This is a genomic window from Erwinia sp. STN24 (assembly GCF_041320675.1).
In the GTDB taxonomy this organism is placed as follows: Bacteria; Pseudomonadota; Gammaproteobacteria; order Enterobacterales; family Enterobacteriaceae; genus Erwinia; species Erwinia aeris.
Genome location: NZ_JBGGPM010000001.1, coordinates 647,404 through 670,067 on the forward strand (window position 1 = coordinate 647,404; position 22,664 = coordinate 670,067).

At 56.8% G+C, this 22,664-nt stretch carries 18 protein-coding genes; 12 read left to right on the plus strand and 6 right to left on the minus strand.

Going from position 1 to position 22,664, the window contains the following annotated elements:
• Positions 1 to 296: 296 nt before the first annotated feature.
• The 5 genes from ACA373_RS03110 (at position 297) to ACA373_RS03130 (ending at position 5,887) form a co-directional block, all read left to right on the plus strand.
• Complete coding sequence (locus ACA373_RS03110; RefSeq protein WP_125290104.1) at positions 297 to 1,280, plus strand: arabinose ABC transporter substrate-binding protein; 984 nt, start codon at positions 297 to 299, stop codon at positions 1,278 to 1,280.
• Positions 1,281 to 1,327: 47 nt separating this feature from the next.
• Entirely contained in the window at positions 1,328 to 2,842 is a 1,515-nt protein-coding gene (gene araG, locus ACA373_RS03115) for an L-arabinose ABC transporter ATP-binding protein AraG (protein ID WP_125290103.1), read from the plus strand.
• Between the two features lie 15 nt (positions 2,843 to 2,857).
• Positions 2,858 to 3,838, plus strand: coding sequence for an L-arabinose ABC transporter permease AraH (gene araH / locus ACA373_RS03120; RefSeq protein ID WP_253454351.1), 981 nt, complete (start codon positions 2,858 to 2,860; stop codon positions 3,836 to 3,838).
• A 9-nt stretch (positions 3,839 to 3,847) separates the two neighbouring features.
• Positions 3,848 to 4,759 (plus strand): arabinose operon transcriptional regulator AraC, encoded by a 912-nt coding sequence (araC, locus tag ACA373_RS03125; protein WP_125290101.1) that lies wholly within the window; start codon positions 3,848 to 3,850, stop codon positions 4,757 to 4,759.
• Positions 4,760 to 4,846: 87 nt separating this feature from the next.
• The gene (locus ACA373_RS03130) at positions 4,847 to 5,887 is read left to right on the plus strand and encodes an oxidoreductase (protein WP_370733995.1); all 1,041 of its coding nucleotides are present in this window, start codon (positions 4,847 to 4,849) and stop codon (positions 5,885 to 5,887) included.
• A gap of 64 nt (positions 5,888 to 5,951) precedes the next feature.
• Here ACA373_RS03130 and add read toward each other — a convergent pair whose 3' ends face one another.
• Positions 5,952 to 6,950, minus strand: coding sequence for an adenosine deaminase (add, locus tag ACA373_RS03135; protein WP_253454349.1), 999 nt, complete (start codon positions 6,948 to 6,950; stop codon positions 5,952 to 5,954).
• A gap of 169 nt (positions 6,951 to 7,119) precedes the next feature.
• Positions 7,120 to 8,619, minus strand: a complete 1,500-nt coding sequence (locus tag ACA373_RS03140) for a YdgA family protein (protein ID WP_370733996.1) — start codon at positions 8,617 to 8,619, stop codon at positions 7,120 to 7,122.
• Between the two features lie 365 nt (positions 8,620 to 8,984).
• On the opposite strand from ACA373_RS03140, the gene fumC reads away from it, so the two are divergent.
• On the plus strand, positions 8,985 to 10,382 hold the full coding sequence (gene fumC / locus ACA373_RS03145; RefSeq protein ID WP_253454347.1) for a class II fumarate hydratase: 1,398 nt from the start codon (positions 8,985 to 8,987) through the stop codon (positions 10,380 to 10,382).
• A 36-nt stretch (positions 10,383 to 10,418) separates the two neighbouring features.
• Here fumC and tus read toward each other — a convergent pair whose 3' ends face one another.
• Both tus and ACA373_RS03155 read right to left on the minus strand, forming a co-directional pair.
• Positions 10,419 to 11,348 carry a DNA replication terminus site-binding protein gene (gene tus / locus ACA373_RS03150; protein ID WP_253454346.1) on the minus strand — a complete coding sequence of 310 codons (930 nt, stop codon included), beginning with the start codon at positions 11,346 to 11,348 and terminating at the stop codon, positions 10,419 to 10,421.
• Positions 11,349 to 11,480: 132 nt separating this feature from the next.
• The gene (locus ACA373_RS03155; RefSeq protein WP_125290095.1) at positions 11,481 to 11,882 is read right to left on the minus strand and encodes an H-NS family nucleoid-associated regulatory protein; all 402 of its coding nucleotides are present in this window, start codon (positions 11,880 to 11,882) and stop codon (positions 11,481 to 11,483) included.
• Between the two features lie 702 nt (positions 11,883 to 12,584).
• Between ACA373_RS03155 and ACA373_RS03160 the strand changes: the two genes are divergently transcribed.
• Complete coding sequence (locus tag ACA373_RS03160; protein ID WP_253454345.1) at positions 12,585 to 13,661, plus strand: AbrB family transcriptional regulator; 1,077 nt, start codon at positions 12,585 to 12,587, stop codon at positions 13,659 to 13,661.
• A 22-nt stretch (positions 13,662 to 13,683) separates the two neighbouring features.
• On the opposite strand, the gene ACA373_RS03165 is transcribed toward ACA373_RS03160, so the two are convergent.
• The gene (locus tag ACA373_RS03165; RefSeq protein WP_253454344.1) at positions 13,684 to 15,723 is read right to left on the minus strand and encodes a choline transporter; all 2,040 of its coding nucleotides are present in this window, start codon (positions 15,721 to 15,723) and stop codon (positions 13,684 to 13,686) included.
• A gap of 393 nt (positions 15,724 to 16,116) precedes the next feature.
• Here ACA373_RS03165 and msrA point away from each other — a divergent pair, with 393 nt between their 5' ends.
• On the plus strand, positions 16,117 to 16,647 hold the full coding sequence (gene msrA, locus ACA373_RS03170) for a peptide-methionine (S)-S-oxide reductase MsrA (RefSeq protein WP_253454343.1): 531 nt from the start codon (positions 16,117 to 16,119) through the stop codon (positions 16,645 to 16,647).
• A gap of 38 nt (positions 16,648 to 16,685) precedes the next feature.
• Here the strand turns inward: msrA and ACA373_RS03175 are convergent, their stop codons facing one another.
• A complete protein-coding gene (locus tag ACA373_RS03175) occupies positions 16,686 to 17,921 on the minus strand; it encodes an MFS transporter (RefSeq protein WP_370733997.1) in 1,236 nt (411 codons plus the stop codon).
• A 96-nt stretch (positions 17,922 to 18,017) separates the two neighbouring features.
• On the opposite strand from ACA373_RS03175, the gene ACA373_RS03180 reads away from it, so the two are divergent.
• The 4 genes from ACA373_RS03180 (at position 18,018) to ACA373_RS03195 (ending at position 22,654) form a co-directional block, all read left to right on the plus strand.
• A complete protein-coding gene (locus ACA373_RS03180; protein WP_253454341.1) occupies positions 18,018 to 18,914 on the plus strand; it encodes a LysR family transcriptional regulator in 897 nt (298 codons plus the stop codon).
• A 117-nt stretch (positions 18,915 to 19,031) separates the two neighbouring features.
• Positions 19,032 to 20,249, plus strand: a complete 1,218-nt coding sequence (locus tag ACA373_RS03185) for an ROK family protein (protein WP_125290144.1) — start codon at positions 19,032 to 19,034, stop codon at positions 20,247 to 20,249.
• A 131-nt stretch (positions 20,250 to 20,380) separates the two neighbouring features.
• Positions 20,381 to 21,052 (plus strand): dethiobiotin synthase, encoded by a 672-nt coding sequence (gene bioD, locus ACA373_RS03190; RefSeq protein WP_253454340.1) that lies wholly within the window; start codon positions 20,381 to 20,383, stop codon positions 21,050 to 21,052.
• 147 nt (positions 21,053 to 21,199) lie between these two features.
• Positions 21,200 to 22,654 carry an MDR family MFS transporter gene (locus tag ACA373_RS03195; RefSeq protein WP_370733998.1) on the plus strand — a complete coding sequence of 485 codons (1,455 nt, stop codon included), beginning with the start codon at positions 21,200 to 21,202 and terminating at the stop codon, positions 22,652 to 22,654.
• The last annotated feature ends 10 nt before the right edge of the window (positions 22,655 to 22,664 follow it).

The window sequence follows — 22,664 nt, forward strand, 5'->3', positions numbered from 1 at the left end:
GCGCGCCAGGCGGTTAGTCTAAAGGGCGCTGCAAATATGCACTTTTCTGTCGTCGCGCAGCGTTTTGTGACCGACTTCAAATGTTTGATTTGTGTTAATTTTGCTAAATATATGGATTAAACAGCTAAAAGCTCAGGGTGTGATAGCGCTCTCCCTTTCTACGCATCTTTACCATTACAACTAGCGCTTATCGGCGTCTGCGCTAATGCCGAATATGCTGGCGTTACAGCGTGCCAGGACCGAATGATACCGTTTACATTAAACCGCCAAAAGCGGGCACTGAGCCGGAGAGCCTCATGCACAAATTTACTCAGGCGTTAGCCATCGCTGGCCTCGCCGCCGTTATGTCACATTCAGCTATCGCTGACACCATGAAGCTGGGTTTTTTAGTCAAGCAGCCGGAAGAACCCTGGTTTCAGACCGAATGGAAGTTCGCCGATAAGGCGGGCAAAGATTTAGGCTTTGAGGTAATTAAAATCGCCGTGCCCGATGGTGAAAAAACGCTGAACGCTATCGACAGCCTGGCCGCAAGCGGCGCGAAGGGCTTTGTGATCTGCACGCCCGATCCCAAACTCGGTTCCGCCATCGTGGCGAAGGCCCGCAGTTACGATCTGAAAGTGATTGCCGTGGACGATCAGTTTGTTACAGCCAAAGGCAAACCGATGGATACGGTGCCGCTGGTGATGATGGCGGCAACCAAAATTGGCGAGCGTCAGGGGCAGGAACTCTATAAGGAGATGAAAAAGCGCGGCTGGGACGCGAAAGAAACGGGCGTCATGGCGATTACGGCGGACGAGCTGGATACGGCACGTCGCCGCACCAGTGGGTCAGTGGACGCGCTGAAGGCGGAAGGCTTCCCGGAAGCACAGATTTATAAAGTACCGACCAAATCCAACGATATCCCCGGCGCTTTCGACGCGGGCAACTCGCTGCTGGTGCAGCATCCGGAAGTGAAACACTGGCTGATTGTCGGCATGAACGACAACACCGTCCTCGGCGGCGTGCGCGCAACCGAAGGCCAGGGCTTTAAGGCGCCGGACGTGATCGGCATCGGCATTAACGGCGTGGACGCCATCAGCGAACTCTCCAAAGGCAAGGCGACCGGTTTCTTCGGTTCGCTGCTGCCAAGCCCGGACGTACACGGTTATAAAAGCATTCAGATGCTCCACGACTGGGTGACCAAAGACGCCGAGCCGCCGAAGTTTACCGAAGTCACCGACGTGGTGCTGATCACCCGCGACAACTTTAAAACCGAGCTGGCTAAAAAAGGCCTGATGTAATCGGACGGGGGCCGCACTGCGGCTCCCGGCGCACCTTATAGCGAGGAATGACCATGGCATCCCCGTATCTGAGCTTTCACAATATCGGCAAAACCTTTCCCGGCGTTAAGGCGCTGACGGATATCAGCTTCGACTGCGCGGCGGGCCAGGTGCACGCCCTGATGGGCGAAAACGGCGCGGGCAAATCGACGCTGCTGAAGATCCTGAGCGGCAGCTATCAGCCGTCCAGCGGCGAAATCCGCCTGAAAGGCCAGCCGGTTAATTTTGCCAACACGCTCGACGCGCTGAACGCGGGCGTGGCGATTATCTATCAGGAACTGCACCTGGTGCCGGAAATGTCGGTAGCGGAGAACATCTATCTGGGCCAGCTGCCGCAGCGCGCGGGCTTTGTTAACCGCTCGCTGCTGCGCTACGAGGCGGGATTACAGCTAAAAAACTTAGGGATGGATATCGATCCCGATACGCCGCTGAAGTCGCTGTCGCTTGGCCAGTGGCAGATGGTGGAAATCGCCAAGGCGCTGGCGAGGAATGCCAAAGTCATCGCTTTTGACGAGCCGACCAGCTCGCTCTCCGCCCGTGAAATCGAGCAGCTGTTCCGCGTGATCCGCCAGCTGCGCGACGAGGGCAAAGTGGTGCTGTATGTTTCGCACCGCATGGAAGAAATCTTCGCGCTCAGCGATGCCATTACCGTCTTTAAAGACGGCCGCTACGTGCGGACCTTTCAGGATGTCGGCGCCACCAGCCATGATGAACTGGTGCAGGCAATGGTTGGCCGCGAAATTGGCGATATTTACGGCTACGCGCCGCGTAAAACCGGCGAGGTGCGCCTGAAGCTGGATAACGTGCAGGCCAAAGGCGTGCGGACGCCGATCTCGCTGGAGGTGCGCGCGGGAGAAATCGTCGGCCTGTTTGGCCTGGTGGGCGCGGGCCGCAGCGAACTGCTGAAAGGGCTGTTCGGCGGCACGCGCATCAGCGGCGGCGAAGTGCAGCTTGACGGCAAAGCGTTAACCATTCGCGAGCCGTCCGACGCTATCCGCGCCGGGATCCTGCTCTGTCCGGAGGATCGCAAGGCGGACGGCATCATCGCGGTGCATTCCGTGCGCGACAACATCAATATCAGCGCGCGGCGCAATAACCTCACCGCAGGCTGCCTGATCGACAACCAGTGGGAAAGCAAAAACGCCGCCAGCCATATTCGCTCGCTGAACATCAAAACCCCCGGCGCCGACCAGCTGATCATGAATCTTTCCGGCGGCAACCAGCAGAAGGCAATCCTGGGGCGCTGGCTGTCGGAAGAGATGAAGGTGATCCTGCTGGACGAGCCAACGCGAGGCATCGACGTCGGCGCGAAAAATGAAATCTACCGTTTGATTTACGCGCTGGCGGAAGAGGGCATCGCCGTGCTCTTCGCCTCCAGCGATTTACCGGAAGTGATGGGGCTGGCCGATCGCATTCTCGTGATGCGCGAGGGCGCCATCGCGGGCGAGCTGAGCCATCAGGAAGCCACCGAAGCCCTGACGCTGGCGCTTGCCATGCCGAAAACCACGCAGCGCGTAGCCTGACTTAAGGAGTCAATCATGTCTTTAACTACCTCTTCCGCCACGCCGCCAACGCAGCGCGTCAATCTGAGCCGCATCTGGGATAATTTCGGGATGCTGGTGGTGTTTGCCGTGCTGTTTATCGGCTGCACGATCTTTGTGCCCAACTTCGGCACGTTGATCAATATGAAAGGGCTGGGCCTGGCGATGTCGATGTCCGGCATGGTGGCCTGCGGCATGTTATTCTGCCTGGCATCCGGCGACTTCGATCTCTCGGTCGCCTCGGTGATTGCCTGCGCCGGCGTCACCGCCGCCGTAGTGATCAATATGACGGAAAGCCTGTGGATCGGCATTGCGGCGGGCCTGCTGTTGGGCGTGCTCTGCGGGTTCGTCAACGGCTTCGTGATCGCCAAACTCAAAATCAACGCGCTGATCACCACGCTGGCGACGATGCAAATCGTGCGCGGCCTGGCCTATATTTTCTCTGACGGCAAGGCCGTGGGCATTGAAGACGAACGTTTCTTCGCGCTGGGCTACGCCAGCTGGCTGGGCGTTCCGGCACCGGTCTGGCTGACCATCGGCACGCTGATTGTCTTTGGCTTTCTGCTGAACAAAACCACCTTTGGCCGCAACACGCTGGCTATCGGTGGCAATGAAGAAGCGGCTCGCCTGGCTGGCGTACCGGTAGTGCGTACGCGTATCATCATTTTCATTCTTTCCGGGCTGGTTTCCGCCGCGGCGGGCATTATCCTCGCCTCGCGGATGACCAGCGGCCAGCCGATGACCTCGCTGGGCTATGAGCTGATCGTTATCTCCGCCTGCGTGCTGGGCGGCGTCTCGCTGAAAGGCGGCATCGGCAAAATCTCCTACGTGGTGGCGGGCGTGCTGATCCTGGGCACGGTGGAAAACGCGATGAACCTGCTGAATATCTCGCCGTTCTCGCAGTATGTAGTGCGCGGCCTGATCCTGCTGGCGGCAGTGATTTTCGACCGCTACAAACAAAAAGCCAAAACGGCCTGAGGAGGCGTTATGTATCATCGTCTGGCGCCGGTGGCGCAATCCAATCCGCTGCTGCCCGGCTATCCCTTTAACGCCTGGCTGGTGGCGGGCCTGACGCCAATCGGCGCGGGCGATCCGCTCGACTTCTTTATCGATCGGCCCTCCGGGATGAAAGGCTATATCATCAACCTGACCATCAAGGGCCGTGGCCAGGTCTTCAGCGGCGAAGAGGCGTTTGAGTGCGAGCCGGGCGATCTGCTGCTGTTTCAGCCTAAAACCTCGCACTACTACGGCCGCTCGCCGGAGAGCGACTGCTGGCACCATCGCTGGATCTACTTCCGCCCGCGCGCCTACTGGAGCAGTTGGCTGGTGTGGCAGGATGAGAAGCGCGGCGTCGGCAGGCTGCGGCTGCCCGAACGGCTGTGGGGCGAGTTCGAACGGCTGTTTACCACCATTGAGCAGACGCACACCTCCGGCAAACGCTTTGCGGAAGAGCTGGCGATGAACCTGCTGGAAAGGCTGCTGCTGCGCGCGGTGGAGGAAGATCCGCGCAGCCATCAGCAGATCCGCGATCCGCGTATCATCGAAGCCTGCCAGTACGTGACCAACAACCTGGCGGGCGAGCTGAAGATTGACGAGGTCGCCAATCACGTGTGCCTGTCGCCGTCGCGGCTGGCGCACCTGTTCCGCGAGCAGATGGGCATCAATCTGCTGCGCTGGCGAGAGGATCAGCGCATCATTCGCGCCAGGCTGCTGTTGCAGACCACTCAGGAGCCTATCGCCACCGTAGGGCGCATTGTGGGCTATGACGATCAGCTCTATTTTTCCCGCGTGTTTCGCAAGCGCGTAGGCGTCAGCCCCAGCGATTTCCGTCGTCGCTCGCTGGACGCCGACACGCTGGTGACACGCGAAAGCTGGGATCTGCTGAGCGCCAGTCAGTAACTTTCTTATAACATTCAGCCTAATCCGTCTTGTCCTTGCCCGAACGATAGTCTTAAATCATTCGGGTAAGCGACAAGAGGAATTGACATGAACGACACTATTCGCGTTGGCCTGGTGGGCTACGGCTTTGCCAGCAAGACGTTTCACGCGCCCCTAATCAGCGGCACTTCCGGCATGGAACTGGCCGCCGTATCCAGCAGCGACGCTGCTAAAGTACACGTCGACTGGCCCACCGCCACGGTCGTGGCCGAACCGCAGGCGCTGTTCGATGACCCATCCATTAAGCTGATTGTTATTCCCACCCCTAACGACACCCATTTCCCGCTGGCCAAAGCCGCGCTTAACGCAGGCAAGCACGTGGTGGTGGACAAGCCCTTTACCGTGACACTGTCACAGGCGCGCGAGCTGGAAGCGCTGGCGGCCGCCAAAGGCCTGCTGCTGTCGGTCTTTCATAACCGCCGCTGGGACAGCGATTTTCTGACCCTGAAAACGCTGCTGGCAGAAGGCACGCTGGGCGAAGTGCGCTACTTTGAATCCCATTTTGACCGTTTCCGGCCGGAAGTGCGTAACCGCTGGCGCGAGCAGAAGGGCGCGGGCAGCGGCATCTGGTACGATTTAGGGCCGCACCTGATCGACCAGTCGCTCCAGCTGTTCGGTTCGCCGGTGGCGATTAATGTGGATCTGGCGGAGCTACGCACGGGCGCGCAGACTACCGACTATTTCCACGCCGTACTGACCTATCCAAAGCGCCGGGTGGTGCTGCATGCCAGCATGCTGGCGGCGGCGGAATCGCCACGCTATCAGGTACACGGCACGCGCGGCAGCTATGTAAAATATGGTCTGGATCCGCAGGAAGACAGCCTGAGAGCGGGCGCGCGTCCGCCGCAGGAAGAGTGGGGCTACGATATGCGCGACGGCGTGGTCACGCTGGCTAACGGCGAAATGATGGCGGAAGAGACGCTGCTGACCACGCCGGGCAACTATCCGGCCTATTACGCCGGCATTCGCGACGCCATCAACGGCGACGGCGCGAATCCGGTGACGGCGCAGGAAGCGATTCAGGTGATGGAGCTGATCGAACTGGGCCTGCAATCCGCCGAGAAGCGTCAGACCCTGTCGCTGAAGTAGTCTTATGGCACTGCAGCAGGCTTAGCGAAAACTGCCCCGGCGCGCTGCCGGGCAGTTTTAGCGATCAGGCCGCTACGCTGGCGCGGATCGCCTCTTTTTCCGCTTCGCTTAAGAAAGCGATTTTCAGGCCGTTTTCCTGGGCGGTACGGATCTGCTGCTGGCTCAGGCCTGCCTGCGGCGCGGCGATTTTGTATTCGTGCCCAATCTCAATACCCTGCACGGCAGGATCGTCAGTATTGATGGTCGCCAGAATGCCGTGATCCAGGAACGTCGCCAGCGGATGGTGCAGCAGCGAAGAGACGGTGCTGGTCTGGATATTGGAGGTCAGACAGGACTCAATGCCGATCCCTTTTTCCGCCAGGTAATCCATCAGTTTTGCATCTTCTACCGCTTTCACGCCGTGACCAATACGCTCGGCGCCCAGCTCGTGGATCGCCTGCCAGATGCTTTCCGGCCCTGCCGCTTCACCGGCATGAACGGTAATACGCAGGCCAGCGTCGCGCGCGCGGGTAAAGTGGCTTAAAAACTGGCTGCCGGGGAAGCCCAGCTCGTCGCCAGCCAGATCCAGCGCGGTGATGCCGTCACGGTGCGCCAGCAGCGCCTCCAGCTCCAGCAGACAGGCTTCTTCGCCAAAGGTGCGGCTCATAATACCGATCAGGCGTACGGTAATGTTGTGCTTTTCGCAGCCCGCGCGTACGCCATCGATAACGGCTTCCACCACGCCCGCGATCGGCAGGTTGTGGGTCATCGCCATATAGCCGGGAGAAAAACGCAGTTCCGCATAGTGGATACCGGCGCGGGCGGCGTCTTCAACGTTCTCCATCGCGATACGGCGGCAGGCTTCCAGCGAGCCAAGCACCTTGACGCCCCAGTCCAGCTTTTGCAGAAAGCTGACCAGATCCGGCTCGTTTTTCATTACCTGCACGTGCGGGCGCAGCGTTTCCAGCGTGGTGGCGGGCAGCGTAAGGTTAAATTCACGGCCTAAATCAAGAATGGTTTGTGCACGGATATTGCCGTCAAGATGGCGATGGATATCGGTAAGGGGAATACGGGAATCAATCATGGCGGTGCACTCTGTAGTGATAAAAGTGCATAACAGTATAAAAACATTCCGCGCTGCTGTACCAGCGAATTGCGCGATTGTCGGGCCAACTGCCGATTAATTGCCCGCTGGCGCAATAAAAAACCGTACCGGCCTTGCGCACGGTACGGTTGGTAGCTTAACGATGGGGTTACTGCTGCGGCATTGCCGCCGGTTCGCCGCCCAGCATATAGCGGGCAAAGAACTGGTCGAGCGTCATTTTCTCGCCGTTCATCGTAACCTGGCCGCTCGCATACTGCAGGCTGGTGACGATATTGTTGTCCTGCTGTTTGGTCAGACGGAACATCTGGCCCATTGCGGCCACGCCTTTCACCTGCTGATCGGCCAGCTTAGCGGCTTCTTCCTGCTTATAGCCTTCCGCCATAGCAACCTGCGTCATCATCTCCGTGGCCATATCCATAGAGATAGTCAGCTTGCCGTCCAGCGTTTTCAGCACGTTATCCAGCGCCTGGCTCAGGGTTTGCGGCTGCGGCGCACCGGCAACGCGATCTTTAAAGTGCACGGAAAGGTTAAAGTTGCTTTCGCCTTTGTCGTTTTTCCAGCTCAGCGGCGCAATAGTGATGACCGGGTTACCTTTCAGCAGCAGCGGCAGGTTGGCGTTGAGGATTTCGCCGATACGCTGCTGATAAAGCGCAAAGTTATCGCTCACGCCCGGTTCGTTTATTAGCGCCTGCACCTGGCTTTGATAGTTATCGCTGAAGGCCTTAAGACCGTCGGCGTCAAACTGGGAAAGCTTGAGCGACAGTTTGACCTGACCGAAGTCCCGATCGCGGATTTTCATCGCGTCCAGCGCAAGGTCGGTGGTGCCGGAAACCTGATTGTTCACGCTATCGTAAGCGGAGTTCAGCTTAATGCCGTGCAGTTCGAAAGAGGGCTGGCCGTTTACGGTCGAGCTGAGCTTATCCAGGCTGCTTTTCTGATCGCCAATGCGCAGGCCCTGGGCGTTAAGGTGCGTTTTGCCGTCCAGGGTCAGGCCGTTCAGGGTAAACATAACCGGCATATTAAGCTGATTGCGCATGGTCAGCACCAGGCTTTCCAGCTTGCCGTCGTAATCGACCTTATCGCCTTTTTTATCGGCGCTGAGGTTGATGGTGCCGCCGTTAGAGGCAAAGCGCTCACCGGTCTGGGCATTGGTATAGTCCAGCGGCAGCAGCTTAATAACGGAAGCGGTCGCGCCGCCGTAGCCTACGCGGGTTTCCGCCTGCAACGCCGACTTGCCTTTAGCCATCTCAAACAGCTTTTTCACCGCGTCGGTATTTTCGAGCTGGGTATGTACCGAAGCCATGCTGGGGATCAGATTGAATTTTTTCAGCTGGGCGAAAGGGAAAGGGCCATGATCGATTTTTTCGTCAAACACCACGCTCTGGCCCGGCTTCAGCGGCGAAGTATCTTCGGTCTGTGAGTCAGACTGGACCACCAGGCGCAGCGAACTGCTGAAAACGCCGCGCTGCCAGTCCTGATAGCTTACCTTCAGGCGGCTGTTCGGTGCCAGCACATTCAGGCGAGCGTTGGCCTCCTGCACCAGTTCATCCCTGTTCTTTTCCAGCTGTTTACCGGTAAACCACGCCGTACCGGTCCAAATCACGCCAAGAGCGACAATCACGCCCACCGCTACTTTTGTTTTTTTCATCTGTAAAATCGTCCTTTTTTAAGTCACCGATGCCGACAATCGCATCCGGCGCAATCCGGCAAGAAAAACGTTTCTGTATAACAGGTTAATTATGATAGCAACTGTGGCTCGCGGCGTCAGCCGCAATCTGGCTTCCGTGCGTAATGTAAAAAGAATGCGGCAGGTTGCCAGAATAAATGCGGGCCAGACAGAAAGAAAAAAAAGTATTAACTCTGTGTTATATGAAAGAAATTTTCGGCGGCGGCGAAATGCGATAAGGACGACCGGCTCGCAAAATGTTAAATTATTGTATGTCATACTATGGCCCGCGCAAAACGCCCGGACGGGCAAGTTGGGTTTCATCATAACCAGTAAAGGAGAGAGACATGGCCGCCAACCGCATTGAAAAAGATTCAATGGGTTCCATCGAAGTGCCGGCAGATAAACTTTGGGGCGCGCAAACGCAGCGTTCTCTGGAGCATTTTCGCATCTCCAGCGAAAAGATGCCTGTTGAACTGGTGCACGCGCTGGCGTTAACCAAACGCGCAGCGGCGAAGGTGAACAGCGATCTGGGCCTGCTGCCCGCAGAACGCTCGCAGGCGATAGTGCAGGCTGCCGACGAGGTTCTGGCCAACCAGCACGCAACCGAGTTTCCGCTGGCTATCTGGCAGACCGGTTCCGGTACCCAGACCAATATGAATATGAATGAAGTCCTGGCCAACCGCGCCAGCGAGATCCTGGGCGGCGAGCGCGGCATGTCGCGTCTGGTGCACCCTAACGACGACGTTAACAAGAGCCAAAGCTCTAACGACGTTTTTCCTACCGCCATGCACGTTGCTGCCGTTATCGCGCTGAAAGAGCACCTGATCCCTCAGCTGAAAGTGCTGCAAAAAACGCTGGATGAAAAAGCACAGGCCTATAAGGACATCGTGAAGATTGGCCGTACCCATCTTCAGGACGCCACGCCGCTGACGCTGGGCCAGGAGATTTCCGGCTGGGTGGCCATGCTGAAGCACAATCTGACGCATATTGAGCAGAGCATTCCGCACGTGGCGGAGCTGGCGCTGGGCGGCACGGCGGTTGGTACCGGGCTGAACACGCACCCGGAATATGCGGTACGCGTAGCCAAAGAGCTGGCGGAGCTGACTAAGCAGCCTTTCGTCACCGCGCCAAACAAATTTGAAGCGCTGGCAACCTGCGACGCGCTGGTGCACGCGCACGGTTCGCTGAAAGGACTGGCGGCCTCGTTAATGAAGATCGCTAACGACGTGCGCTGGCTCTCTTCCGGCCCTCGCTGCGGTATCGGCGAGATCGCCATCCCGGAAAACGAACCGGGCAGCTCTATCATGCCAGGTAAAGTGAATCCGACGCAGTGTGAAGCGATGACCATGCTTTGCTGTCAGGTGATGGGCAACGACGTTGCGGTCAATATGGGCGGCGCGTCCGGTAATTTTGAGCTTAACGTTTATCGTCCAATGATTATTCATAATTTCCTGCAATCGGTGCGGATGCTGGCGGACGGTATGGACAGCTTTAATCACCATTGCGCCGTAGGCATTGAGCCGAACCGCGATCGTATTTCACAACTGCTGAATGAATCGCTGATGCTGGTAACGGCGTTGAATACCCATATCGGTTACGACAAAGCGGCGGAAATTGCCAAAAAAGCGCACAAAGAAGGCCTGACGCTGAAAGCGTCCGCGCTGAAGCTGGGCTACCTAACGGAAGAAGAGTTTGACCTTTGGGTCAGGCCGGAAGAGATGGTCGGCAGCATGAAAGCGTAATAGCTGAATAAGAGCGGAAATGTTTCCGCTCTTTTTTTATGCAAGGCGGTCACTGTAAAGGTGTAAACGAGGGATCAGCGAAAAGAGCTTTTTTGCTTCCGGTTTAAATCGATGCACGATCTTACCGGCATCGTAATTTAATAATTCGCCCAGCTTAGGGACGGATAAGGCATCGGGGCAGAGCACCAGCAAGGGAGAAGGGCAGGCGAGCTGCGTTTGTTTTTGCTGTTCCTTATTCCATACGCGGGCAATCGGCTGCACCTTGACCGGCCTTTTTATCTTCAGCTTTGCCGTAGCGGGCAGCGAATTAAGCATGGCGATCTCATCCTGTAATTTTTCCCCCCACTGTTCGCGCGTCCAGGGCGCCATAGCGCGACCGGAGCGCAGGCTTTTTTTCAGTTTTTCTACTATCTCTTCGCGGCTAACGTTTTTAATTATATGTTTATTTGCCCAGCCGAAACGCACGGAATCGGGCGCGTCGAGTAAAGAGATAGAGCGATAAGCGTTAAGCGTTATTAGCCCCCGCAAATGGCTGTGCACAAATTCAAAACGCTCTTCGCTGGGCACGCCCGACTCTACCGTAATAATTTCCTCCAGCCGTTTTTTTAGTTTATTAACGGTCTCTACCTGCTGCCGTAAAGCATCGGCCTGTTCCGGTGAAGCCTCAAGGCAAATGGCGCCGGGCAGGCGAACAGCGGCCTTGGTGCTGACCGTTTCCGACTGGTGCTGCATATAAAGGCGGCCGTAGTGGGCGAGGGCCATGGCGAAGGCGGGCTGCGCCAGATGCTGCACGACGGCGATTTCCGTGACGGGATCGTGTTCCTGACCTTTTTGAACAGGCGGCAGTTCAAACACGCGGGCGGCCAGCAGGCGCTGCCCGGAAAGCCGCTGCGTAAGCTCGCCTAAAGCGGCCTGCAAATCCGTGGCGCAGCGGTGCAGATTTTCAACGGCGTCGTATCGACTCATCATATGTCCTTAGTTACAACATACTTATAAGAGGGTAGAGAGTAAAGATTAACTACGCAAGCGAGGGAATAAAGGAACCGGTCAGAAAGGGAATAAAAGCTGCCACGCTGAATGACCAGCGTGGCTGAAGATTTAAATCAGGAAATCTTCCAGCTTTTTACCCTGATCCAGCGCCTGCTTAATCACCGCTGGCGTACGGCCCTGGCCGGTCCATGATTTGGTTTCGCCATTTTCATCGGTATATTGATATTTAGCAGGACGTGGCGCGCGCTTGGCACGAGATTTACCTGAATTAGTTTCAGCTGCGGTCAGCTCGCTTAAATCGATACCGTCGTCCAGAAGCATCTGACGATATTTCGCCAGCTTCTCTTCTTTTTCTTTGATTTCAGAAGCGATAGCCGCTTCTGCATCACGACGTTCGTTAACGACTGCTTCGAGTTTTTCCAGCATCTCTTCCAGTTCAGATAAAGAAACTTCACGAGCCTGTGCACGAAGAGTTCGAATGTTATTTAGTACTTTCAGAGTTTCGCTCATAAAGGAATCCGTAGCGTTAAGTTAGTTAAAAAACATAATCAGTGTATGTATCGTAGGACAGTGTACATAGAATTGCCGCAGTTAAAAACACTAAATCTCAAAAAAAATCCTTAATTACGCGACTTTTTCATATTTTTTGCAAAATAGCGCCGGCAGAATGACGCTATATTTTTTTATGAATGGGAAAATTCTTAACGCCATACTGAAGTGTGACAATAAAAAGGCACGTCAGGCTTATCAAACACCTTTACAATTACAGCGCCGAAGCGCACGGGTAAAGAGAGCTGATTTAATCTGCTGTAACGGCATCGTAAGAAATTTTTGCAAGCTGCCAGCAGGATTGTTTATCGGCCTGTTATGCTGCACGGCTTTAAACTCTGCCGCCAGGTAAAATCAGTAAAGCCGCCGCTTATAATGAAAGCGGCAAAGATAAAAATATCAGGATACAAAGTTGCCCTGCTTCGCCTTGCCCGTTTCACTAATTATCGTCAAATTCATCCGTTCGGCTTATCTTTGTAGTTACAACATACTTTTAGTCAGGTTTTTAAAGGTGGCGTTAAGTCCGCTATTACATGCAGCTCCTCTGTGGCTTTAAAACAGAGAACTAAAGCTTTATAGCTCGGGCAGGTAATAACCAGCGATACTGGTACGGTTTGTTTTGATGTGCCAGGATAAACGTATCTGTTTCAGCAGGATAAATTAATGCACGCCTCTTTTTTACGCTGGCCCGTTCTCATTCTGTTGTCTGCGCTTGTAGTAAGCCTTCTTGAACAGCTACGGCTGCCCGCCGCGCTGCTGCTTGGCCCCATGCTGGTGGCGATTGTCTTTGCCGCTCGCGATAAGCCGGTGATCATTGCCAGACCGCTCTTTTATTTAGCGCAGGGCGTGGTGGGGTGCATGATCGCCCGCGCCATGCCGCCCTCGATATTTACAGAAATAGCCGCAAACTGGCCGCTGTTCGGCGCGGCTATTTTCTCCGTTATTATCGCCAGCGCGCTGTCGGGATGGTTGTTAACCCGCTGGCAGGTGTTGCCAGGCTCAACGGCAATATGGGGATCGTCGCCCGGTGCCGCTGCAGCAATGACGCTGATGGCGGAAAATTATGATGCCGACGTGCGGCTGGTCGCCTTTATGCAATATCTGCGTGTGGTTATTGTCGCGGTGCTGGCTACCTTCATCGCACGTATCTGGGCGCCTTCGCCAACAGCCTCGTCAGCTTCGGCGTTTGCCATTATTCAGCCGGTGGCATGGCCCGCGTTCGGCGCCACTTTATTAGTAATTGTGGCCTGCGTGGGAATTAGCCGCCTGTTAAGGCTGCCTGCGGGCGCTTTATTAATTTCGCTGGCTGGCGGACTACTGGTGCAAAATACCCACTGGGTAAAACTGGAATTACCGCCTGTTTTACTGATGACGGCCTATGCTTTGATTGGCTGGAGCATTGGGCTGCGCTTCAATCGCGCTATCCTTATCTATGCGGCAAAGGCGCTGCCGCGTTTGCTGCTGGCGATATTTAGCCTGGTGGCCGTTTGCTGCGGGCTGGCTTTTTTACTGGTACGTTTCGCCGGTATCGATCCTTTAACCGCTTACCTGGCAACCAGCCCCGGCGGCGCCGACTCCGTAGCCATTATTGCCGCGTCCAGCCATGTCGATCTTTCCTTTGTTATGGCCATGCAAACCGGGCGTTTTATGGTGGTGCTGCTTACCGGGCCGCTTTTAGCTAAATGGTTAGCGAAGCGGGCAGGCGCGCGGCAGCTGACAGGCAATAAAAAGCCGGACTAAAAGTCCGGCCCTTGTTTTTTTATCAGGCTTCCGGGAAAGGCATGGTGCTGCCCGGCGCTTCCCGATGAATATGCAGGAAGGTCAGATGACGCTCGTACTGATCGAGAATGTCATTGATGATCTGCTCTTTGGTATAGTCCATCAGATCGTTGCCCTGCGTACCCTCAAGCAGGAAGGTTTCCAGACGGAAATAGTCCGACTTGCCGCTGCGGGCGCGATAGGTAAACGCCGGTACGGAGTAGCGCTGCGGCCAGATCTGATACAGGAAGCTCTGCTCGTCGCCCAGGTTGACCACCATTTCCAGATGGTTGAGGCGTTCATCCTCCAGCGGCGGCAGCTCGCTGACCTGCACCTTAGCACCGCGTCGCTCCAGCTCCAGCGCGACTTCTTCCATCGCTGGTCGACAAACGTTATCCAGCATCTTTTTCGTATGCGTGCTGCCGGGATAGTTCATCACGCGGGAGATACGCTGTTTCCAGTTCAGGCGATCCTCGCGGGAAACCGGCGCTGGCGGCGTGCTGACGATGGTACTGGCGCGGCGGTGATCTTCCACGCGCAGCGACTTATAGAGACCGGCCATCACAAAGAAAATCACAAAGCTGAAGGGCAGACCCATAATCACCGTGGTTTTCTGTAGCGCGGTCACGCCGTTAACCATCAGCATACCCAGCGTCAACAGGCCAATCGCCAGCGACCAGAAAATACGCAGCCAGTTAGGCGCATCGTTATTGATGTCGCTCAGCTTCGAGGTAAAGTTGCCCAGCACCAGCGAGCCGGAGTCCGCCGAGGTGACGTAAAAGAGCAGGCCGGTGATAGTGGCTACAGAGGCGCTGAAGGTAAAGGCAGGATACTGCGCCAGCAGGCTGTAGAAGCCGCGTTCCGGGTGAGCCAGCGTTTCCTGCGCCAGCGCGGTGTTGCCGTGAATAATTTCATACAGCGCGCTGTTGCCGAAAATCGACAGCCACAGCAGGGTAAAGATAAACGGAATGGTCAGCGTGCCCACCACAAACTGGCGGATGGTGCGGCCGCGTGAAATTCGCGCCAGGAACAGGCCGACAAACGGCGACCAGGCAACCCACCACGCCCAGAAGAACAGCGTCCAGTTGTTCATCCATTCGGTAGGGCGGTCGAAGGCAAAACTGTTCAGCGTCATGCCCATAAAGCGGTTGATATAGTCGCCAACGTTCAGCACCAGCGCATTAAGCAGGAAGCTGGTGTTACCCATGCACAGCACGAACAGGATCAGACCCAGCGCCAGCAGCACGTTAAGTTCCGACAGCAGACGGATCCCTTTATTCACGCCGGAAGTCACCGAAATAGTCGCCATAATTACCGACAGCGCAATCAGCGCTGCCTGGGCCGTCAGCCCTTCCGGCACGTCAAACAGCACCTTCAGACCGTAGTTCAGCTGCACCACGCCAATCCCCAGCGTGGTGGCGATACCGAAAATAGTCCCGATAACCGCCGCGATATCCACTGAATGGCCGATAGGGCCGTTGATCCGCTTGCCGAAGATAGGGTAGAGCGCAGAGCGGATAGTCAGCGGCAGGCCATAACGATAGCTGAAGTAGCCCAGCGCGATGCCCATCAGTGCGTACATCGCCCAGCCGGTTAAACCGTAGTGGAACAGCGTCCAGACCATCGCCTGTCGCGCTGCCTCCAGCGTCTGCCCCTGGCCTTCCGGCGGCATCATATATTGCGTGACGGGTTCCGCTACGGAGAAAAACATCAGATCGATGCCGATGCCGGCGGCAAACAGCATCGCCGCCCAGCTCATCAGGCTGAACTCCGGCTTGGACTGCTCCGGGCCGAGCTTGATAGAACCAAAACGGGAAGCGGCAATCAGCACCACAAAGACGATATAAACGGTGGCCGCCAGCAGGTAATACCAGCCGAACGTATTGGAGACCCATTGCAGGGTATTATTTATCCAGCGATCGGATAAATCGGTAAAAAAGATAGTGGCAAGCGAGAACAGCAGAATTAACGCTGCTGAGGTATAAAAGACCACGGGATTAATGCGGTCTTGCTGATCTTTCCTGGGTATTTCAGTCGTCGGCATAGATTCTCCGAAAAAATGCTCAAGAATAAACCCGGTTTTCACAAAGCGTGCCTTAGCGCATACTGGGAAACATCCGCCGCATATCCGCTAACTACACTGGGGAACCGCTCGGGCAGGTAGTTTATGAGGTTGATCTTTGTCGATTATTTAGCTGTTTGCTCTGTCTCCTTCCTTCAATTGTTAAAAAATAAGCTCCACATGATAGTTTTTATTGATTGAGCATTCAATTAAAAATAACAAAGCGGTAAATTCATCGCATCAGACCTTATAGTTTCTGTGCGTTATTGGTTTTGGCTTTTACTCTAATAACCAGCACCGCATGGAAGGGCGTAGCAATAATTAAAAACTTATGCTGCAATGATTAACGAGGCTTGCAAAAGCAAATAAGGAATTATGATGACTGAATATGCAATTATCGCGGGTGGCTGCTTCTGGTGTACCGAAGCCGTGTTTAAACAGATTAACGGCGTGGAATCGGTAGAGAGCGGCTACATTGGCGGCCACGTTGCCAACCCGACTTACAAGCAGGTCTGCACGGGCGAAACCGGCCATGCGGAAGCTATCCGCCTGGGCTTCGATCCGGAAAAAATCAGCTACGGCGAGCTGCTGGATATCAGCTTCGCTACCCATGATCCAACCCAGCTAAACCGTCAGGGTAACGATATCGGTACCCAATACCGCTCGGCGATTTTCCCGCTGAATGAAACGCAGGCGGTGGAAGCCAAAGCGGCTATCGCGCGCGCGCAGGCGGAGCTGGCGGAGCCGGTGGTAACGACCATCGAAAGTGCCAGCGAATGGTATCCGGCGGAAGATTATCATCAGAACTATTGGGAAGGCGAAGGGCAGGAAAACCGTTATTGCCTGGCCGTGATCCCGCCAAAACTGCAGAAGCTGCGCAAGCACTACGCCAGCCAGAATAAATAAGGCGTTACTTCTGAAAGCGGGCAGCCAGCCCGCTTTTTTTACAGCTTTTTACTGCGCAGGCGGAAACCGGTCATCAGCGCCAGCAGCAGCAGCAGCGTAATAAAACCGGCAATGCCCGGCCAGCCGAAATGATGCCAGAACACGCCGCCAAGCGTACCCGCCAGGCTCGATCCCAGATAGTAGCTAAAAAGATAAAGCGAAGAGGCCTGTCCTTTGGCACGTCTGGCGCGCGGGCCTATCCAGCCGCTGGCAACGGAATGCGCCGCAAAAAAGCCGGCCGTAAACAGCATCATGCCCGGAAGAATCAGCCATAACGTATTCGCCAGCGTGATCAGCACGCCAGCCAGCATCAGGGTCACCGACGCCAGCAGCACCGCCGCCCGGCCGTATTTAGCGGTCATCGCGCCCGCTTTCGGCGAGCTCCAGGAGCCGGTGAGATAGACCACGGAAAGCAATCCTACTACCGCCTGGCTCAGCGACCATGGCGGTGACAGCAGCCGGTAGCCAATATAGTTAAACAGCGTGACGAACGCGCCCATCAGCAAAAAACCTTCTGCAAACAGCAGCGGCAGGCCGCTGTCGCGCCAGTGCAGCCGAAAATTGATCAGCAGGCTGCGCGGCCTTAGCGAGGCGGGGCGAAAATGGCGCGAGGGCGGCAGAATTTTCCAGAACATCAGCGCCCCCGCCAGCGCAAAGCAGCCAATAACCGCGACCGCGACTCGCCAGCTGGTAAAATCGGCGATCACGCCGCTTAACAGACGGCCGCTCATGCCGCCGATGGAGTTGCCGCTAATATACAGGCCCATCGAAAAGGCGATGGCGCTGGGGTGGATCTCTTCGCTCAGATAAGTCATTCCCACCGCCGCCACGCCGCTCAGCGCCAGGCCGGTCAGCGCCCGCATCAGCAGAATGCCGTGCCAGCTGGACATGCCTGCCGACAGCAGCGTAAACAGCGCGGCCAGCATCAGCGCCGTCACCATAACGTTTTTACGGCCGACCGCATCGGAAAGCGGGCCGGTTACCAGCAGGCCCAGCGCCAGCAGACCGGTAGAGATAGACAAAGAAAGGCTGCTGGCGGCAGGCGAAACGCCGAATGCCTGCGACAGAATGGGCAAAATGGGCTGTACGCAATACAGCAGCGCAAAGGTGGCTAAACCCGCAGAAAACAGTGCCAGCGTCACGCGCATAAACTGCGGCGTGCCGCGCTTAATGTAGATTTCGGCGGGTGGGGTAACGCTTTCTTCTGCGGTAACGAGTCGGGTCGTAACGTTCACTGCCTGTCCTTAAACGTAGAAATGTTGATGTTAATTTTATGTAACATTGAGCAGGTTGTATAATCTATTAATCCTCTCGATTGAGATTTTTAAGATATGAATATTGAGCTTCGTCATCTGCGCTATTTTATTGCCGTCGCGGAGGAGCTGCACTTTGGTCGCGCCGCTCAGCGTCTTGCCCTTTCCCAGCCGCCGCTCAGCCAGCAGATCCAGCAGCTGGAGCAGCAAATTGGCGCCAGGCTGCTGGCCCGCACCAACCGTAGCGTACGGCTCACGCCCGCTGGCGCCCAGTTTCTGGTCAGCGCCCGGCAAATCCTGCAAAACGTGGCCGTAGCGGCCGATAAGGCCGCCAGGCTGCATCGCGGGGAAGAGGGCACGCTGCGGATCGGCTTTACCTCCTCCGCGCCGTTTATTTCTGCGGTTTCCGACGCGCTGTTCAGCTTTCGCCAGCGCTACCCGGACGTGCATTTACAGATGCAGGAGATTAATACACGCCAGCAGCTGGCTCCGCTGCATGAAGGACGGCTGGATCTGGGCGTGATGCGCAATACGCCGCTGCCGGACACGCTGGAGCACCGGCTGCTGCTGCGGGAACCGCTTTGCGCCGTGGTTCATCGCGCGCATCGTCTGGCCGGGCGCGGCTCTGTCTCGCTGCGCGAGCTGGCGGCTGAACCCTTTGTTTTTTTCGATCCCCAGGTAGGCACGGCGCTCTACAGCGAAACCCTGACGCTGCTGGAGCGCTATGCCGTCCGGCCCAATATTGCCCAGGAAGTGGGCGAGGCGATGACCATCCTCGGGCTGGTCGCCACCGGGCTGGGCGTTTCGATCCTGCCCGCGTCGTTTCGTCGGGCGCGGCTGGAGCAGCTCAGCTGGCTGACGCTGCAGGAAGAAGATGCGCTGTCGGAAGTCTGGCTGGTATGGCAAAAGCAGGGCGAAATCAGCGCCGCTACCCAGCATATGCTGAGCCTGATGTTAAGGAACGATGATTTGTAATGATCAAGTAGCTAAGCGTTATTCTGTGCTGTTAATCACAATAAAAATCAAAGCGTTGACGAGCCAGCGGAACTGTTTCACCATGAGTAGAGATTTATTTTGAGGCGCGAAAATAAAGTGATAGCCGATAGTCAGCCTGGCCATATCGATCAGATCAAACAGACCAATGCGGGCGTGGTGTATCGCCTGATCGACCGCTACGGCCCGATATCGCGCATTGCCCTGTCGAAAAAAGCACAGCTGGCCCCGGCAAGCATCACAAAAATCGTGCGCGAGATGCTGGAAGCGCATCTGGTGCAGGAAACGGAGTTTCAGGAAGCGGGCAGCCGCGGCCGCCCGGCTGTCGGCCTGGTGGTGGATACGCCGGCCTGGCACTATCTTTCCGCCCGCATCGGCAACGGCGAGTTCACGCTGGCGCTGCGGGATTTAAGCAGCCTGCTGGTGGTGGAAGAGGTGCGACCGCTGCCCGTTGACGATCCGCAGCCGCTGCTGTCGCGCATTATTAATGAAATCGACGCCTTCTTTATTCGCCACCAGCAGAAACTGGAAAGGCTAACCGCTATTGCCATCACGCTGCCGGGCATTCTCAATGCGCAAAAAGGCATCGTGCATCGCATGCCTTTTTACCGCGTCAGCGATATGCCGCTGGGCGAGGCGCTGTCGGCGCGTACCGGCCTGCCGGTTTATATCCAGCACGATATCTGCGCCTGGACTATGGCGGAAGCGCTGTTTGGCGCCTCGCGCGATCTTAATAACGTTATCCAGGTCGTTATCGATCACAACGTCGGCGCGGGCGTGATTACCGGTGGCCGCCTGCTGCACAGCGGCAGCAGCACGCTGGTAGAGATAGGCCATACGCAGGTCGAGCCATGGGGAAAACAGTGTTACTGCGGCAATCATGGCTGCCTGGAGACGGTCGCAAGCCTGGAAAGCGTGCTGGAGCTGGCCGCGCAAAAAATGCAGGCCGCGCCGGACTGCCTGCTGCATCAGCAGCCGCTTACCGCCGCGTCGCTTTGCGATGCCGCGCTGGCGGGCGATCCGCTGGCGAAAGGGATTGTCACCGGCGTCGGGCATCACGTGGGTCGTATCCTGGCAATTATGGTTAACCTCTTTAACCCTGAAAAAATAGTTATAGGATCGCCGCTTAATCGCGCCAGCGAAATCCTCTATCCCGCCATCGCCGATTGCGTGCGCCGTCAGTCCCTGCCGGTTTACGGCCAGCATATCGCCATCGAACCTACCCAGTTTTATAATCAGGGCACCATGCCAGGGGCCGCGCTGGTCAAGGATGCGCTCTATAACGGCACGCTGCTGGTGAAACTTCTCCAGGGCTGACGCCACGCCCTTTATTACGCAAAAGATTGCGCTAACGCAAGCCTCACTCCTGTTCGCTACCCTAAGATGTTGCGTCTTAATTGTTAATTATTGTTTATAAATTATCGACAGAATCGGAGCGTAGAGAGAGTATGTTAAAGCGTTTATTTGTCACTGGCACCGATACAGAAGTGGGTAAAACAGTGGTCAGCCGCGCACTCTTGCAGACGCTGTCCGAAGGGGGGCGGCGGGTGGCTGGCTATAAGCCCGTCGCCAAAAGCAGCCAGCAAACCGATGAGGGGCCGCGCAACAAGGACGCGCTCGTGCTACAGGCTTCTTCTTCCGTTACGCTTCCTTATTCCGCCATTAATCCGCTGACCCTGCTGGATGATGAGATCAGCACCAGCCGCGATGCCGTTATCAACTACCAGAAGCTGAGCGAGAGCCTGCACGCGCTGTCAGCCCAGGTTGATTCCGTAGTCGTGGAAGGCACTGGCGGCTGGCACAGCCTGATGAACGATCTGCGTCCGCTTTCCGCCTGGGCGGTTGATGAGCGGCTGCCGGTAGTGATGGTGGTCGGCATCAAGCTGGGCTGCATCAGTCATGCGCTGCTGACGGCGCAGGCGATAGCCAACGACGGCCTGCCGCTGTTGGGCTGGGTCGCCAACCGCATTAATCCCGGTCTGGCGCATTATGCGGAAATTATCGACGTGCTGAGCCAAAAAATTCAGGCACCGCTGCTGGGCGAGCTGCCTTACCTGCCGAAACCGGAACAGCGTGAGCTGGCCCGCTATCTGGATTTGAGCGTGCTGCGTCAGCCATAGCAACTGCCGCCGTTCCCCTTACGTTTTCTTTTCTGCCTGCCGCTGCAGCACCTGCTGTAGCGGTTTTTTTATCGCGCCAGCGCACAAACAGGAAACATCCGGCGCCAATCCAGGCCAGAATAAGAACGGACAACACTAAGGAGCGGTATGACTGAAACAGCACACACCGGGGTGAGCCATCGCCACTGGATACTGATCGCCGCGATGCTGGCGATGTTTATGGCGGCCATTGAGGTGACCATCGTCGCCACGGCCATGCCCACCATCGTGGCGGAGCTGGGCGGATTTTCACAATTTGGCTGGGTTTTTTCCGTTTATCTGCTGACTCAGGCGGTCAGCGTGCCCCTTTACGGCAGGCTTGCCGATCTGTGGGGAAGGAAACGCGTCTTCTTTATCGGCACGTCGTTGTTCCTTCTTGGCTCGGTACTGTGCGGTTTCGCGCCCGCCATGAGCTGGCTGATCCTGTTTCGCGCCGTTCAGGGGCTGGGGGCGGGCGCAATTATGCCGCTGACCGCGACTATTATCGCCGACGTCTACTCGCCAAAAGAGCGGGCGGGTATCCAGGGCTGGCTCTCCAGCGTCTGGGGCGTGGCGGCGGTGGTCGGGCCGCTGACCGGCGCCTGGATAGTGGCGCATTTCAGCTGGTCGCTGGTGTTCTGGGTTAACGTGCCGGTAGGGATCGTTTCGATGCTGATGCTGGCGCGCTGGTTTCCGGAATCGCGAGGTGAAACGCGACAGAGGCTTAACCTGGCGGGCAGCGGCTGGCTGATGCTGACGGTCAGCGCGCTGCTGACGGCGCTGCTGCAGGCACAGCTGCTCGGTAACTGGGCATTTGTGCTGTCTGGCGTCGCCATACTGTCGGCTTTTATGCTGGTACGGCATGAAAAAAGGGCGCCCGCGCCGCTGTTCCCGTTGGTGATATGGCGTAGCCGGACAATCGTGGCGGGCAACCTCGGCAACCTGATTATCGGCGCGGCAATGATGGGCATCAGCGCATTTTTGCCCACGTGGATCCAGGGCGTTAACGGCGGCACGCCGCTCCAGGCAGGCAGCGCGCTGGCGATGATGTCGATCGGCTGGCCGCTGGCCAGTACGCTCAGCGGCAGGCTGATGCTGCGCACCTCTTACCGTTTCACCGCCCAGCTTGGCTCGCTGCTGCTGATTGCCGGTACGGCGCTGCTGCTGACGCTGCACGTGGACAGCGGCATTAGCTACGCGGGGGTCGCCGCGTTCGTTATTGGCACCGGTATGGGCATGACCAGCACCACGTTCCTGATCGCCGTGCAAAACAGCGCGGAGTTTTCAGTACGCGGCATTTGTACCGCCTCGGTGATGTTCAGTCGCCTGCTGGGATCGGCGGCAGGCACGGCGGTCATGGGCGCGGTGCTCAACTATAACCTGGCGCAGCGGCTGCCGCAGCACGACGATCCGGTGCAGCAGATTATGGCGCAGGCGCAGAGAGAAGCTTTATCGCAAAGGAGTTTGCAGCATGTGATTGGCGAGGTGGCCAGCTCGCTGCACTGGGTGTTTGCCGTTTCATTGGTCATCGCCTTCGCCAGCCTGGCGGTGGCGCGGTTTATCCCGGCGAAGAAACCGGAATAAAGAAAGGGCC

Coding starts and splice junctions, on each gene's coding strand:
- ACA373_RS03130 (WP_370733995.1), top strand. CDS start 4,847: ATGAACGACACTATTCGCGTTGGCCTGGTGGGCTACGGCTTTGCCAGC.
- fumC (WP_253454347.1), top strand. CDS start 8,985: ATGGCCGCCAACCGCATTGAAAAAGATTCAATGGGTTCCATCGAAGTG.
- tus (WP_253454346.1), bottom strand. CDS start 11,348: ATGAGTCGATACGACGCCGTTGAAAATCTGCACCGCTGCGCCACGGAT.
- bioD (WP_253454340.1), top strand. CDS start 20,381: ATGTTAAAGCGTTTATTTGTCACTGGCACCGATACAGAAGTGGGTAAA.
- ACA373_RS03155 (WP_125290095.1), bottom strand. CDS start 11,882: ATGAGCGAAACTCTGAAAGTACTAAATAACATTCGAACTCTTCGTGCA.
- msrA (WP_253454343.1), top strand. CDS start 16,117: ATGATGACTGAATATGCAATTATCGCGGGTGGCTGCTTCTGGTGTACC.
- araH (WP_253454351.1), top strand. CDS start 2,858: ATGTCTTTAACTACCTCTTCCGCCACGCCGCCAACGCAGCGCGTCAAT.
- ACA373_RS03180 (WP_253454341.1), top strand. CDS start 18,018: ATGAATATTGAGCTTCGTCATCTGCGCTATTTTATTGCCGTCGCGGAG.
- ACA373_RS03160 (WP_253454345.1), top strand. CDS start 12,585: ATGCACGCCTCTTTTTTACGCTGGCCCGTTCTCATTCTGTTGTCTGCG.
- ACA373_RS03165 (WP_253454344.1), bottom strand. CDS start 15,723: ATGCCGACGACTGAAATACCCAGGAAAGATCAGCAAGACCGCATTAAT.
- araG (WP_125290103.1), top strand. CDS start 1,328: ATGACCATGGCATCCCCGTATCTGAGCTTTCACAATATCGGCAAAACC.
- ACA373_RS03195 (WP_370733998.1), top strand. CDS start 21,200: ATGACTGAAACAGCACACACCGGGGTGAGCCATCGCCACTGGATACTG.
- araC (WP_125290101.1), top strand. CDS start 3,848: ATGTATCATCGTCTGGCGCCGGTGGCGCAATCCAATCCGCTGCTGCCC.
- add (WP_253454349.1), bottom strand. CDS start 6,950: ATGATTGATTCCCGTATTCCCCTTACCGATATCCATCGCCATCTTGAC.
- ACA373_RS03140 (WP_370733996.1), bottom strand. CDS start 8,619: ATGAAAAAAACAAAAGTAGCGGTGGGCGTGATTGTCGCTCTTGGCGTG.
- ACA373_RS03110 (WP_125290104.1), top strand. CDS start 297: ATGCACAAATTTACTCAGGCGTTAGCCATCGCTGGCCTCGCCGCCGTT.